This window comes from Sinomonas humi, from assembly GCF_000802235.1.
In the GTDB taxonomy this organism is placed as follows: domain Bacteria; phylum Actinomycetota; class Actinomycetes; order Actinomycetales; family Micrococcaceae; genus Sinomonas; species Sinomonas humi.
Genome location: NZ_JTDL01000037.1, coordinates 157,461 through 170,681, shown reverse-complemented (window position 1 = coordinate 170,681; position 13,221 = coordinate 157,461). Strand labels below are relative to the sequence as shown.

Sequence of the window (13,221 nt, the reverse complement as noted above, 5' to 3'; positions counted from 1 at the left end):
GGCAGATTTGGCACCCTGGTTCTCCCACCAATGGGAAGGGGTAGGGCTAGTCGCCCGGAAGAATCTCGTCATTCCGAACGGGATCGCGGGGATGTGCCGGGCTGGGTCATGATCACACTTATGAGCGCCGTGTTGGTCATGGGCCTGCTAGCCATCGCCGCGCCCGCGCTGGAAGGCCTGTTCCAGCAGGCGATCAGCAAGGTGAGCAAGTAGGCCTCATGCTGCGCGTTCCGTCTCATCGATGGGACCATCGTCCTGTCGACGCAGGTTCGGCTCCTGCCGACTTCGTGCTCGTCGGCAGCTTTCTGACTGTCCTCTTCCTCGCCATTGTTCAGCTCACGCTCGTGCTCCACGTTCGCAACACGCTTGTCGACGCAGCATCTTCGGGAGCCCGGTACGGTGCGCTTGCAGATCGTGGCCTCTCAGATGCGACCGGACGGACGGCCGAGATCGTGCAGGCGGCGCTCGGCCCCGCCTTCGCGTCTGAGGTGGAGGCCGTGCGAACGACGAGCGCGGAGGGAACACCGCTCGTCGAAGTCCGGGTGCGCGCTCCTCTGCCCCTCGTCGGCTTCGTTGGCCCTCGCGGCGTCCTCGGAGTATCGGGCCATGCGCCGCTTTCCTAGTCGGTTTCACACGGCTCGCCTGCTTCCCCAGCACCCCTCGGAAGGGCGAGCTCGAGCCGAGGCACCCATAGAAGGCGAGGCTGAAACGACCGCTGGCCAAGCGGGGAGCGCCGTGGTCGAGTTTGTCGTACTAGGCGCCCTACTGCTTGTTCCCGTGGTGTACTTCGTGTTGACCATCGGAATTCTCCAAGCGGCCGCATATGCCGCTGTGGGGGCTGCCGACCATGCGGCCAAGGCGTTTGCCGCGGCTCCTGATATCTCTGCCGCCAGGCTGCGGGCGGAGGAATCCGTCCGTGTAGCTGTTGCGGACTTCGGGATGGGAGCCGGAAGCGCCACCGTAAACGTGGCGTGCAGTCGCTCGGATTGCCTCGAGCCCGGGAACGTCGTCACGGTGAGCGTGGAGATCACGGCTCCACTCCCGCTCACCGAATCATGGGGAGAGGGCCAGCCGGGCGCTGGACGAGTCACGGCAAGGGCCAGTCACATCGTCGGGCGGTATCGATGACTCGGGGGGTACTAGCGATGAGGGGTCGTGCCCTGAGGCGCGGCCCGGTGGCGTACGAAGCGATGGGGACTGCGCGGCGGGCTGGGGGACAGGCGGGCCGCCAGCAGGAGTCAGGTCAGATCCTGCTTCTGCTCGCTGGATACGTCATGCTGTGCCTGATGGTCGCCTCTGTTGTCGCGGGTGTTTCGGCCGTTCATATTGAGCGCCAACGCCTGTTGTCAACGGCAGACGGGGCGGCAGAGGCTGCCGCTGACAGCTTCACATTGATCGACATCGTCGGCGGTCCTGACCTGCCCGGAGCAGCCCTGAGGCCTGAACGCGTGCGCGGTGCCGTAGCGGCTTTCCTAGAGGAAAGCGGTGCAGAAGAGCGCTTCGAGGGCTTCACAGTGGGCAGCGCTACCGGTTCGCCTGACGGCCGAAGCGCTCGGGTGACTCTGTGCGCCGTCGTCCGCTTTCCTCTCGCCGGCATCCTGCTGCCGGAAGGCATTCAGATCGAGGCGACCTCGACCGCACGGGCGCGGCTTAGCCGCTGAGCGATGACGTAACCTTGGAGGGTTATGGCTGAGATCGACTTCCCCGCAGAAATCCGCGCCCTCCGGAACACCCACGATTCCATCGAGCAGGTGACGGACGTGGATGCACTGCGCAAAGAGATCGCCGAGCTCAGCGAGGCTGCCGGAGTCCCCGACCTCTGGGACGACCCCGCCAAGGCCCAACAGGTCACCTCTCGCCTGTCCCACCGTCAGTCCGAGCTCGAACGCGTCGAGAAACTCGGAACGCGAATCGACGATCTAGAGGTGCTCGTCGAGCTCGCCCAGGAGGAATCCGACGCAGACTCCATGGCGGAGGCGGCAAAGGAGCTCGAGGCGATCAGGAAAGCCCTCGAGGAGCTCGAGGTGGTGACTCTGCTCAACGGCGAATATGACGAGCGCGAGGCGGTCGTCACCATCCGTTCGGGCGCGGGCGGTGTGGACGCGGCTGACTTCGCGGAGATGCTCATGCGGATGTACCTCCGCTGGGCCGAGCGGAGAGGGTACGCGACAAAGGTCATGGACACGTCCTACGCGGAAGAAGCGGGCATCAAGTCCGCGACGTTCGAGGTCAACGCTCCTTTCGCCTATGGCACTCTTTCGGTCGAAGCCGGCACCCACCGTTTGGTTCGCATCAGCCCCTTCGACAACCAAGGCCGCAGGCAGACGTCATTTGCCGCCGTCGAAGTCATTCCGCTCATTGAGCAGACGGACTCGATCGAGATCCCGGACAACGAGATCCGCGTGGACGTCTTCCGCTCGTCTGGTCCGGGCGGCCAGTCGGTCAACACGACCGACTCGGCGGTCCGCCTGACTCACATTCCCACCGGGATCGTGGTCTCGATGCAGAACGAGAAGTCGCAGATCCAGAACCGTGCGGCAGCCATGCGCGTCCTCCAGTCTCGTCTCCTCCTGCTCAAGAAGGAGCAGGAGGACGCTGAAAAGAAGGCGCTCGCCGGCGACGTGAAGGCTTCGTGGGGCGACCAGATGCGCTCCTACGTCTTGAACCCCTATCAGATGGTCAAGGACCTTCGCACCGAGCACGAAGTGGGCAACCCCGCGGCGGTGCTCGACGGCGATATCGACGACTTCATCGATGCCGGCATCCGCTGGCGGGCGTCTCAGCGACAGCTCGCGGAGAGCTAGTTCTTCCGCGGTCCGGCGACACGCCGCCACAACTGGTGGGCGGAAGCCGGGCCCCATGCTTATAGTCGAGCAGCCGGCGCTCTCCGTCCCCGAGCCCTGCCCGTGCGCCGGGTGCTGGATCTGTTGCGTCCATGCCGGGCCGGAAGTGCCATGATCCGCTTCGACAATGTCACGATGGTCTACGACAAAAAGGCCAGGCCAGCGCTCGACTCGGTCTCGATCGAGATCGAGCGTGGCGAATTCGCATTCCTCGTCGGCCCGTCGGGTTCTGGTAAGTCGACCTTTCTGCGCCTGGTGCTCCGAGAGGACCGCGCCACAGCTGGCGCTGTTTTCGTCGCGGGACAGAACGTCGCCAAGCTCTCCAGTTGGCGCGTTCCGCGGCTTCGCCGTGGAATCGGCGTCGTCTTCCAGGATTTCCGCCTCCTGCCCCAGAAGACTGTCTTCGCCAACGTCGCCTTCGCGATGCAGGTCATTGGGAAGAACCGGAGCGTCATTCGCGAGACGGTCCCGGAGGTGCTCAAGACCGTAGGACTTGAGGGCATGGGCCACCGCATGCCGCACGAGCTCTCGGGCGGCGAGCAGCAGCGCGTCGCCATCGCACGCGCCGTCGTCAACCGCCCGGGCATCCTGCTCGCCGACGAGCCGACCGGAAACCTTGACCCGACCACTTCGCAGGGCATCATGCAGGTTCTCGACAAGATCAACCAGAACGGGACGACTGTCGTCATGGCGACGCACGACGACGACATCGTCAATTCGATGCGCAAGCGAGTCATCGAGCTTGGGGCGGGCCGGGTACTTCGTGACGAGGCAAAGGCCCTCTACACCTCGATGATGCCTGCCGTCCGTCCCCCTCGGCTGGGGGAGCCCGCCGAGGACCGCCATAGTGTTTCGTCTCCCGCGGGTGCGGGCGAGGAGGAGATCTAATGCGCCTCGCGTTCATCCTCGGCGAGATCGCCAGCGGCCTCCGCCGCAACCTGTCCATGGTCGTTTCCGTCATCCTGGTGACGTTCGTGTCGTTGACCTTCGTCGGTGCTGCGGGCATTCTCCAGCTGCAGATCAACCAGATGAAGGGCTACTGGTACGACCGCGTCCAGGTCGCCATCTTCCTGTGTGGCCCGGGCTCAAGCTCTGCCGGCTGCGCGAGCGGGCCGGTGACCCCGGACCAGCAGAAGGCGATCCAGGCACTCCTCGACTCGCCCGCCGTGTCCCAGTACATCAGTGACTATCACTACGAGTCCCAGGCTGAGGCGTACCAGCACTTCAAGGAACAGTTCGCGAACTCGCCAATCGTGGACTCGGTCACTCCGGACCAGTTGCCGTCATCCTTCAGGATCAATCTCAAGGATCCGCAGAAGTACCAGATCATCAGCGAGACGTTCTCGTCGCGCCCAGGAGTTGAGACCGTCATCGATCAGAGACAGCTGCTGGAGAAGCTCTTCTCGGTGATGAACGGTGCATCAGTCGTGGCCATCGTGATTGCGGCGGTCATGATCGTGTGTGCAATTCTGCTGATCGGCACAACGATTAGGCTCTCCGCCTTCAGCAGAAGGAGGGAGACCGGCATCATGAGACTCGTGGGGGCTTCGAAGCTCGTGATCCAACTGCCCTTTGTCCTCGAGGGGGTGATCGCCGCGGTCATCGGAGCGGTACTCGCCTCCGCAACGGTGTGGGCGGTGGCGAAGTTCTTCCTCGGCGACGTCCTTGCACAGCAGTACCCGGACACCGCCTTCATTTCGCCGGGTCAGGCGCTCATGCTGTCCCCGCTTCTCGTCGGACTGGGCGTCGTGCTCGCAGGCACCTCATCCATGTTGACGCTTCGCCGCTACCTGAAGGTCTGACATGCCGACCACTTGCACCCCTGACGCTGGCCGGAGAGGGGCCGCGGCAGCATTCCGCGGGCCGGCCACTGTCGCCGCCATTTCGCTCGCCCTGACCCTTGCGGCCTCCGGTGCCGCCCGGGCCGATGACCTCGATGATCAGAAGGCCCAGCTCGCGCAGCAGGCGCAGCAGGTGGAGTCGTCCCTGGAGTTCCTCGACGGGCGGATCTCCCAGTCGGCATCCGATCTTGCGACCTACCGGGCGCAACTCCCGGGTGCGCAGCAGGCGCTGGTCGACGCGCAGGGGCGTGTTGCCTCCGCGACAAAGGAAGCAGACGCCCTCGCCGTTCGCGTGGATGCGGCGCAGCAGAACAAGGCCAAGATCACCCAGCAGATCGCCGACGATCGCGGCAAAGCGCAAGAGACTAAGAAGCTCATTGGACAGATCGCGACTCAGGCCTACAAGGCGGGCGGCGTTCCATCCGACCTGAGCCTGATCTTCGGCGACACCGGCGGCGGGAGTCTGACCGGGAGCATCGACCTCGCCGATCAGGCGCTGCGGAGCCAGAACGCCGCGCTCGAGCGGCTCTCGCAGCAGACGGCAGCGAACGTGAACTCGGAGGCTCGGCTCACCGCCGTGGAGAGCGAGATTCAGGATCTCAAGTCTCAAGCGGACCAAGCGCTCCAGCGTGAGCAGGCGGCACGCGACGACGCGGCGTCCAAGAAGGCTGCTGTCGACAAGCTCGTGTCTGACACAGACCGTCTGAACAAGGAACTCGAGGCACAGCGTCCCGCGATCCAGCAGCAGATGGCGGATGTCAAGCGACAGCAGGACCAGATCGCAGCGCAGATCGCAGACCGCGATCGCCGGCTGCGCGAGGCATGGGAGGCAGAGCAGCGCAGGCTCGCCGAGCAGAAGGCGGCCGAGGCGCGTGCTGCGGCGCTCGCAGCGGGCCGGAACAACTCAGCGGCCGACGCCGCAGCGCAGTCCGTGAGAGACCAGGCAGTCCAAGTCGGGTCGCCGTCAGCGTTCGGCCTGCGCTACCCGTTCGCTGGCAATCCGCCCATCACTTCGGGCTTTGGGTGGCGGGCGACGCCGCCCGGCACCATCGACTTCTTCGGCACCGGCGGCTACATGCACACGGGCATCGACTTTGGCGTGGGATGCGGAACGCCAGTGTATGCGGCGGCCGCGGGAACCGTGACGGTGGGCGGCTGGACGAACGGCGGCGGTGGATGGACTGTGATGATCTCCCATGGTGTGATCCAAGGGAACTCGCTCACGACGGTCTACTACCACAACTCGAGCGTCACGGTCTCGCCGGGTCAGTCAGTGAGCCAAGGCCAGCTCATTGCATACTCAGGCAGCACCGGAAACTCGACCGGATGCCATGCGCACTTCGAGACGTGGCTCAATGGCTCGGCGGTCAACCCGCTCACGATCATGTGAGTCCACTGCGATAGAATTTGAGGTCTTCGGGAGCCACCGGCTCCCCATCGAACCGGATCCGAGCCCAGTGAGGAGGGACAGGCGTGCCCAAGGAAACCGGCCGCAAAGCAGTAGCAACCAATCGCAAGGCCCGGCACGACTACCACATCCTCGATACGTGGGAGGCCGGGCTAGTGCTCATGGGCACCGAGGTGAAGTCCCTCCGGGACGGGCATATCTCCCTCACTGACGGCTTCTGCACGTTCTCCAACGGAGAGCTCTGGCTTGAGGGTGTCAACATCCCCGAGTACACGCAAGGGAGCTGGACCAACCACTCGGCGCGGCGGCGGCGCAAGCTGCTGCTGCACCGCGAGGAGCTCGTGAAGATCGAGCACAAGGTCAACGAGCAGGGACTGACCGTGGTCCCGTTGCAGGTGTACTTCAACGAGGGTCGAGCCAAGGTCGAGATCGCGCTCGCCCGAGGCAAGAGGGAATACGACAAGCGTCAGGCCCTTCGCGAAAAGCAGGACAACCGCGAGGCCCTCAGAGCCATGAGGGCCCGCAACCGTCGTTGAGTCGGTTGCTGCGCTGAATTGCCGAAGCCGAATTGCCGACCCCCTGACAGGAAGGGAACGTGGCACAGCCGAGCCGTAGGGCGGTGATCGCTATCGCCGTGAGTGTCGTGCTCGTCCTCGGCGGCGTCGCGGCTGTTGTAGTTCCCGGCCTGCTGGCCTCGATGACGACGCCGAGCGCCGCTCCGCCGTCGTCGAACATCCCGAGCCCGTCCCCGAGCACCCACTCACCTAGTCCCACCACGTCCACGGCGCCAGCGCGCCCCGGACCCACGCCGTCGGCCGCTCCGCCGCCGCCCCCAGCGCCGCCGCCGCAGAGCCGTGCGCAGCAGCTGCTCGCGTCGATGACGCTCGAACAACGCGTTGGGCAGGTAATCATGACGAGCGTTCCGGTCTCAGGGCTTGATGCGGCCTCTCTGGAGGCGCTCGGCAGCGATCACATCGGCAACGTGTTCCTCAAAGGGCGGACGACGGCGGGGGCTGCTGCCGTGGCGGAAGTCGTCCGGGCGGCGCGAGCCCAGGCCACTCCGGCGGCGACGCTCGGCGTCGCCCCCTTCGTGGCGACGGACCAGGAGGGCGGTCAGGTCCAGATCCTCCGGGGCCCCGGATTCTCCGAAATGCCATCTGCCCTCGTTCAAGGCACCATGTCTCCCGACGCATTGCGCGCCGCTGCCACGGAGTGGGGGCGCGAACTTGCAGCCGTCGGAGTGGACGTGAATTTCGCTCCCGTGATGGATACTGTCCCATCGGCGGCCTTTGCCCCGCAGAACGTACCGATCGGCAAGTATCAGCGCGAGTTTGGGTTCACCCCCGCTGAAGTCGCAGCCCATGGCGTGGCCTTCGCGCAAGGCATGGCCGACTCCGGAGTTGAGGCTACTGTGAAGCACTTCCCGGGCCTCGGAAGAGTCACGGCGAATACGGACACAAGTACAAACGTCACCGATTCCGTGACCACTCGAAGCGACCCCGACGTCGCGCCTTTCGCAGACGCTGTCCAGGCCGGGGCGCCATGGGTGATGCTGTCCAATGCGTTCTACCCTGCTATCGATCCCAACAACTATGCCGTCTTCTCGCCAACGGTGATTCAGGGAATGCTGCGTGGAGACTTGGGATTCAAGGGCATAGTCGCGTCCGACGACATTTGCGACGCCAAGCAGGTCTCCGGATTCCTCCTCAACTATCGGGGGGCGGATTTTCTGGCCGCTGGAGGCACTATGGTTCTTTGCTCCGACCAGACGCGCGCGCCTCTCGTCTGGCAGGGAATCGTGGACCGTGCCCGCTCCGATCCCGGATTCGCGAAGGTCGTAGATGCGGCCGCCCTGACGGTGCTTGAAGCGAAGGACCGGGCGGGACTCCTACCCCACTGACGGACGGGAATAGCGGGGCAGCCGAAGGCGCTATACTGGATGTTCCGGTCGCCGCGAGGTGCCGGTCGGTTTGACAACCGAATAGGGGATGATCGGTTTCGACGGTGTTGGTCGAGACAGGTGAAGCGGGCCGAGGATGCAGAGTCATCTCGTCAACGCTCTCTGCAAAACAATAAGTGCCAACTCTAAGCGCACTGACTTCGCTCTCGCTGCCTAAGTAGCGAACGAGTCCGTCAGCCCGGGAACGCTATCGTCCCGGATCCTGGCGTCGATTAGATAGCCACTGCTGGTAGCCCTCGTCATTGGGGCTGCTGGGACTTTTAGATGACTGAGCCCGGGTCAGCCACTTGTGTGCATGATGGCTGGGGCCGAGAAATCCCGAAGCACACTGCGCCCGGAGAAGCCCTGACAAAGCCGCATCGGACGGGGGTTCAATTCCCCCCATCTCCACATTCCACCCCCGGTCTTCGGACCGGGGGTGTTTTGTTTCTCGAGTGAGGCTAGGCGAGATGGTCGCCGTTGAAGTCCCGGAATCCGTAGGCCCGAAAGCGCGGGGCTCGGCCATGATGGTGGGAGGCGTTGTGCTTTTCGGCGCACGCGCGTGCTTGGTCCTTCTCCGGGAACACCACACCATACCGATGGGCATCACAGATGCTCAGGTACGCTCGGCCCTCACTGCTGTAGACCGGTGTGACAAACGCCCCGCCTGAAGACTTCATCGTTCTCCTCCTTTCCTTTCGGCTTACCCGATTCGGCCTCGCGCGAATCACGCGCGCCGTCCCCCTCGTGGGCGGGCTACCGATCCGCGCCCAGCCGAACGGCGAGGGTCGGGACCAGCCTCTCGACCTCAACCTCGCACGGGAGCAGGATGAGTCTGTGACGACGCCCCGTCCTGACCGCGACGAATCCGCGGCGATGACCCAGAACCAGCGACGGGTGCTATTCGTCGCGGTGTGCTCGAGCTGCCTCGTCATCCTCGACGGGAGCGCCGTCAACCTCGCACTCCCGGCGATGGGCCGGGAGCTCGGTGGCGGACTCGCCTTCCAGCAGTGGGTCGTGGACGGCTACCTTCTCACACTGGGCGCGCTGATCCTGGCCGCAGGGACGGTCGCAGACCGCTATGGTCGAGCCCGCCTTCTTGAAGTCGGGATCGTCGCCTTCGCCGTGACGTCCATCATCTGCGGGATTTCCTGGAACGCTTGGATGCTGGTCGCGGCGCGAGTCCTCCAGGGTACGGCCGCGGCGGTAGTGACGCCCAGTGCGCTTGCGCTCATCATTGGCTCGGCTTCCGGGGGAGTGAGAGCCAGAATGATCGGGCAGTGGACTGCTTGGACGGCGGCAGCATCAGTCGCGGCGCCGTTCATCGGGGGAGCAGCGGTGGATGTCGCGACGTGGCGGCTCGTCTTCCTCATCAACATCGTCCCATCAGCCCTCATGTGGCACCCGCTTGCGGTGCTCCGGCGGGAAGCACCGCCGCCGGGCAAGGCGGGCAGGCTCGATGCGCTCGGGGCGGCGCTCGCCGTCGTCGGCCTCGGCGGCCTGGTACTCGGCCTCATCCAGCAAGGAGCAGCAGGCTGGGCGGATCCCTTTGTGATCGCATGCTTGGTGATAGGCACCGTTGGCTGCGTGGGGTTTGTCGCCCGTCAACACACGGCAGCCTCGCCCATGCTCCCGCTGGGTCTCTTCGGAGAAAGGAACTTCGCGGCCGGCAATCTCGCGACGCTGTGGGCCTACGGCGGCCTGGGGATGAGCTTCTTCGTGCTCGGCCTGTATCTTCAGCAGCGGATGGGACTACACGCATTCGAGGCGGGGCTCGGATTGCTCCCCGCGACCCTCTGCCTCCTCTTCCTCTCTCCGACCGCGGCGCGGCTCGGCGCCCGGATCGGGCCGCGCATTCCCATGGCTGCGGGCCCGGCACTCGCGGCCTGCTCGTGCGCGTGGATGGCATTCGAGGTGCCTCCGCTCAGCTACTGGCGGGACATTCTTGCGCCTGTCATCCTGTTTGGCCTCGGACTCGCGCTCATGGTCGCGCCACTCACCTCCGCCGTCCTCGGGGCCGTGCCCACCGAGGACTCCGGCATCGGCTCTGCAGTGAACAACGCCGTCGCTCGCATTGCGTCGCTGGTCTGCATCGCGTCCGCTGGCGCGATCATGGGCGGGAAGGTCGACGACGCGGGGTTCCAGCGAGGCATGATTGCCACGGGCCTGCTGCTAGCAGCGAGCGCCCTCAGCTCGGCGCTGTGGATCCGTAACCCGGGTCGCAGCGAGACGGGCGCGGCGGGCGGAGGACTGTCCGGAGACGCAGCGAGCCAAGCAGGAGACTGAGCAGCAGGAGACCGAGGTGATCAGACCTGTTCGAGCGTGCAGCCCTCGTGCGGCGCCTCGGTGTGGACCCAGAGGGATGAGGCGATCGTGTCGGGCACGTCGAATTCGTGTGCGGTGCTTCCCGCGCCGATCCGGATCACCAGCGGGCCGCCGAACGGCTTCCGGCGCACGACATGGATGGTCGTATCGAGCACAATGTGCTCGCGCGCGAGATAGCGGAGCATCTCGGGGTCGTCGTCACTGATCCGGGTGATCAAGCCCTCATGCCCGGGGTCGAGCGAGCCGAGGGGGAGCGCCGGGGGGTGCTCGACGCGTCCGTTCGGGCTGGGGATCGGATCGCCATGGGGATCCCGCTCGGGGTGGCCGAGCTTCTCGGCGAGCCGCTCGACGAATGTGTCGGAGACTGCATGCTCGAGCTGTTCTGCCTCGTCATGCACCTCGTCCCAGCTATAGCCGAGCTCTTGAACGAGGAACGTTTCGAGGAGCCTGTGGCGCCGCACCATGGTGAGGGCGAGGCGTTCACCTTCCGGGGTCAGGCGGACCGCTCCGTAGGGCCTATGGTCTACGAGCCCTTGGTCCTTGAGCTTGCGCACCATCTCGGAGACGGAAGAGTTGGCTACGCCGAGACGGGCAGCGAGCTGGGATGACGTGATCGGCTTGTCTTGCCATTCCGTGAACGAATAGATCACCTTCACGTAGTCCTCGATTGAGGAGGATGGCTGGCTCTTCACCTTTCCAAGCCTACCGTTGGGCGATCGGCACGAGCGTGAGCCACAGGAGCGCGAGATTGAGTGCGATGACGAGACCTGCGCTGGCCCACGACGCCGCCTTGAGGAGGGGCGAGGATGCGAACGCGCCAACGAGCCGACGTTCGGACGTGAGCCGGATGAGCGGGATGAGTGCGAACGGGATCCCGAAGCTCAGAACCACTTGGCTCACGACGAGCGAGAGCGTCGGATCGACTCCAAGCGCGAGGAGCAGGACGGAGGGGACAAGAGTGATGGCACGCCGGAGCAGGACCGGGATACGGCGCTGAAGTAGCCCGTCCATGATGGTTGCGCCCGCGTACGATCCGACGGCGCTTGAGGCGAGCCCGCTGGCCAGGAGCCCGACGGCGAACACCGTCCCCACGAGCGGTCCGAGCGCCCCGGTGATCGCCGCGTGCGCACCTTCGATGGTATCGGTGCCGCCCCGGCCGCCCAGCGTCGCCGCCGCCAGGAGGAGCATTCCCACGTTGACGACGCCGGCGACCCCCAGCGCGATGAAAACGTCCAACCGCGTCCCACGGAGCAGACGGGCGACGGCGCTCGCGGGCACGTGCGTGTGGGAATCGGCCCTATGGCGGTCGCGGGAGAGCGCCGAGTGCACGTAGATCGCATGCGGCATCACGGTGGCCCCCAGCATCGAGGCTGCGAGCAGCACCGTATCGGAACCCTCGAAATGAGGCACGAGTCCCGAGGCGAGGCCCGCCGCCGAGGGAGGGCTCACCGCTAGTCCGGCGAGGAAACCGATGGTGATGACAGCCAGGAGGCCCATGATCGCCAGTTCGAAGCGTTGCTGGGTCCGGTGATCCTGGATCGCGAGGATGCCCAGGGAGACGGCGCCTACGATGAGGGCGCCGATCGGCAGCGGCACCCGGAACAGGAGCTGGAGGGCGATGGCGCCGCCCACGACTTCCGCGAGATCGGTCGCAAGCGCGACGACCTCGGCCTGGAGCCAGAAGAGACGCCTTGCGCGCGGCCGAAGGCGTTGGCTCAGAAGTTCGGGGAGCGTCTGCCCCGTAACAATTCCCAGTTTGGCGGACTGGTACTGGATGAGCATCGCCATTCCATTCGCGATGACGAGCACCCAGACGAGGAGATAGCCGTAGCGGGCGCCGGCGGTGAGGTTGGCGGCGACGTTCCCCGGGTCGACATAGGCGATGGACGCGACGAAGGCAGGGCCGAGGAGCCCGGCGGCGATGCCCCATGCGCCGCCCCGGGCCACCCGCGCAGTGTCCCGCGTCGTCCTGCTCATTCTCTCCGCCCCAATCGACCCCGCCCTCCCGACCGGCTAGATCTTTGACCCGCCTCATCCAGAGGTTTCGGTCTTCCTAAATCTATGCGTCGGCCCGGTGGAAGGACAAGGGTTGATCAGGCCGGAACGGCGCGCCAGACCTGGGTGATGTACGGGAGCAGGATCAGTTCGGTGTCGTCATGGCCCAAGTGATCGTGGAGATACCAATCGAGGTTCGCCTCGACGCGGTCCCGGTGCTTCTCCGAGGCCCGCAGATAGTAGCTTCGCGACTTCGCGAGTTCGACGATCCCAAGTGTGGTGACGGGCTCCTCCCAACGGAACGCAGCGGACTCCCAGGCCGCGAGTTCCGGTCCGGACGGAGGACGGTAGTCCGCCTTGTGGACATCCCCGGCATGCATGATGCGCGAGAGCCGGTGGACCCACGGAACCGACGTGTCGAGTTGGTTCCATACGAGCGCGGCGCAGCCGCCCGGCGCGAGCAGTCTGACCACTTCGCGCGTTGCCGCCCCTGCATCGAACCAGTGCCAGGCCTGCGCGGCCACGACGAGGTCCGCCGACGCGTCCGGCAGGCCCGTGGACTCGGCCGTGCCGACGACGGCGTGAACTCGCGGGTGCAGGCGGCGCAGCTCGCCGAGCATGTCGAGGCTGGGATCCACGGCGCTCACCTCGAGTCCGCGGGCTGCGAGCTGGCCTGAGAGCTTGCCGGTGCCGGCACCGAGGTCGACGGCGGTGCGAGCCCCGAGCGGGACGAGCCAGTCAACGGCGTCCTCGGGATACCCCGGGCGCACCTTCTCGTAGTGTTCTCCGCCAACCATGAACGCTTCGGCGAGCTCGCGCCGTCGTCGATCGTCGAACTTGGGGCCGCCCCGCGCCATGCCTTCTTCCTCC

Annotated in this window: 15 protein-coding genes and 1 other RNA gene; 12 read left to right on the top strand and 4 right to left on the bottom strand. The window is 65.6% G+C overall.

The features are described 5' to 3' along the window. The first annotated feature begins 30 nt into the window (after positions 1–30). The 11 genes from LK10_RS22980 (at position 31) to ssrA (ending at position 8,445) form a co-directional block, all read left to right on the top strand. Positions 31–213: a hypothetical protein gene (locus LK10_RS22980; RefSeq protein ID WP_052206913.1), complete on the top strand. Its 183-nt coding sequence runs from the start codon at positions 31–33 to the stop codon at positions 211–213. A gap of 5 nt (positions 214–218) precedes the next feature. Next, positions 219–623 carry a TadE family protein gene (locus tag LK10_RS03155; protein WP_043120000.1) on the top strand — a complete coding sequence of 135 codons (405 nt, stop codon included), beginning with the start codon at positions 219–221 and terminating at the stop codon, positions 621–623. Positions 624–735: 112 nt separating this feature from the next. Continuing rightward, positions 736–1,128, top strand: coding sequence for a hypothetical protein (locus LK10_RS03150; RefSeq protein ID WP_043119999.1), 393 nt, complete (start codon positions 736–738; stop codon positions 1,126–1,128). 47 nt (positions 1,129–1,175) lie between these two features. Beyond that, complete coding sequence (locus LK10_RS03145; RefSeq protein ID WP_231567571.1) at positions 1,176–1,661, top strand: pilus assembly protein TadG-related protein; 486 nt, start codon at positions 1,176–1,178, stop codon at positions 1,659–1,661. A gap of 24 nt (positions 1,662–1,685) precedes the next feature. Then, on the top strand, positions 1,686–2,804 hold the full coding sequence (gene prfB / locus LK10_RS03140) for a peptide chain release factor 2 (protein ID WP_043119998.1): 1,119 nt from the start codon (positions 1,686–1,688) through the stop codon (positions 2,802–2,804). Positions 2,805–2,954: 150 nt separating this feature from the next. Then, positions 2,955–3,731: a cell division ATP-binding protein FtsE gene (gene ftsE, locus LK10_RS03135; RefSeq protein ID WP_043119997.1), complete on the top strand. Its 777-nt coding sequence runs from the start codon at positions 2,955–2,957 to the stop codon at positions 3,729–3,731. Continuing rightward, positions 3,731–4,645 (top strand): permease-like cell division protein FtsX, encoded by a 915-nt coding sequence (ftsX, locus tag LK10_RS03130; RefSeq protein ID WP_043119995.1) that lies wholly within the window; start codon positions 3,731–3,733, stop codon positions 4,643–4,645. Before ftsE ends, ftsX begins: the two co-directional genes overlap by 1 nt. 1 nt (position 4,646) lies before the next feature. Further along, positions 4,647–6,074 (top strand): M23 family metallopeptidase, encoded by a 1,428-nt coding sequence (locus LK10_RS03125; protein ID WP_043119994.1) that lies wholly within the window; start codon positions 4,647–4,649, stop codon positions 6,072–6,074. Between the two features lie 83 nt (positions 6,075–6,157). Continuing rightward, the gene (gene smpB, locus LK10_RS03120; RefSeq protein ID WP_043119992.1) at positions 6,158–6,628 is read left to right on the top strand and encodes an SsrA-binding protein SmpB; all 471 of its coding nucleotides are present in this window, start codon (positions 6,158–6,160) and stop codon (positions 6,626–6,628) included. Positions 6,629–6,687: 59 nt separating this feature from the next. Further along, the gene (locus tag LK10_RS03115; RefSeq protein WP_043119990.1) at positions 6,688–7,992 is read left to right on the top strand and encodes a glycoside hydrolase family 3 N-terminal domain-containing protein; all 1,305 of its coding nucleotides are present in this window, start codon (positions 6,688–6,690) and stop codon (positions 7,990–7,992) included. Between the two features lie 84 nt (positions 7,993–8,076). Beyond that, positions 8,077–8,445, top strand: a transfer-messenger RNA (tmRNA) gene (gene ssrA / locus LK10_RS21145). A 47-nt stretch (positions 8,446–8,492) separates the two neighbouring features. Here ssrA and LK10_RS21680 read toward each other — a convergent pair. Next, a complete protein-coding gene (locus LK10_RS21680) occupies positions 8,493–8,711 on the bottom strand; it encodes a hypothetical protein (RefSeq protein WP_156144007.1) in 219 nt (72 codons plus the stop codon). Between LK10_RS21680 and LK10_RS03110 the strand changes: the two genes are divergently transcribed. Beyond that, positions 8,683–10,317 carry an MFS transporter gene (locus LK10_RS03110; protein WP_197061832.1) on the top strand — a complete coding sequence of 545 codons (1,635 nt, stop codon included), beginning with the start codon at positions 8,683–8,685 and terminating at the stop codon, positions 10,315–10,317. The genes LK10_RS21680 and LK10_RS03110 overlap by 29 nt on opposite strands. A 20-nt stretch (positions 10,318–10,337) precedes the next feature. Here LK10_RS03110 and LK10_RS03105 read toward each other — a convergent pair whose 3' ends face one another. From LK10_RS03105 to LK10_RS03095, 3 genes are all read right to left on the bottom strand, one after another. Further along, on the bottom strand, positions 10,338–11,048 hold the full coding sequence (locus tag LK10_RS03105) for a metal-dependent transcriptional regulator (RefSeq protein WP_043119988.1): 711 nt from the start codon (positions 11,046–11,048) through the stop codon (positions 10,338–10,340). 10 nt (positions 11,049–11,058) lie between these two features. Beyond that, positions 11,059–12,333 carry an Nramp family divalent metal transporter gene (locus tag LK10_RS03100; protein WP_081998227.1) on the bottom strand — a complete coding sequence of 425 codons (1,275 nt, stop codon included), beginning with the start codon at positions 12,331–12,333 and terminating at the stop codon, positions 11,059–11,061. 116 nt (positions 12,334–12,449) lie between these two features. Further along, positions 12,450–13,208, bottom strand: a complete 759-nt coding sequence (locus tag LK10_RS03095) for a class I SAM-dependent methyltransferase (protein WP_043119987.1) — start codon at positions 13,206–13,208, stop codon at positions 12,450–12,452. Between the last annotated feature and the right edge of the window lie 13 nt (positions 13,209–13,221).

What these genes read in the sequence shown, in the direction of transcription:
- prfB (WP_043119998.1), top strand. Translation starts at nt 1,686, where the DNA reads ATGGCTGAGATCGACTTCCCCGCAGAAATCCGCGCCCTCCGGAACACC.
- LK10_RS21680 (WP_156144007.1), bottom strand. Translation starts at nt 8,711, where the DNA reads ATGAAGTCTTCAGGCGGGGCGTTTGTCACACCGGTCTACAGCAGTGAG.
- LK10_RS22980 (WP_052206913.1), top strand. Translation starts at nt 31, where the DNA reads ATGGGAAGGGGTAGGGCTAGTCGCCCGGAAGAATCTCGTCATTCCGAA.
- LK10_RS03095 (WP_043119987.1), bottom strand. Translation starts at nt 13,208, where the DNA reads ATGGCGCGGGGCGGCCCCAAGTTCGACGATCGACGACGGCGCGAGCTC.
- LK10_RS03100 (WP_081998227.1), bottom strand. Translation starts at nt 12,333, where the DNA reads ATGAGCAGGACGACGCGGGACACTGCGCGGGTGGCCCGGGGCGGCGCA.
- LK10_RS03125 (WP_043119994.1), top strand. Translation starts at nt 4,647, where the DNA reads ATGCCGACCACTTGCACCCCTGACGCTGGCCGGAGAGGGGCCGCGGCA.
- ftsX (WP_043119995.1), top strand. Translation starts at nt 3,731, where the DNA reads ATGCGCCTCGCGTTCATCCTCGGCGAGATCGCCAGCGGCCTCCGCCGC.
- ftsE (WP_043119997.1), top strand. Translation starts at nt 2,955, where the DNA reads ATGATCCGCTTCGACAATGTCACGATGGTCTACGACAAAAAGGCCAGG.
- LK10_RS03155 (WP_043120000.1), top strand. Translation starts at nt 219, where the DNA reads ATGCTGCGCGTTCCGTCTCATCGATGGGACCATCGTCCTGTCGACGCA.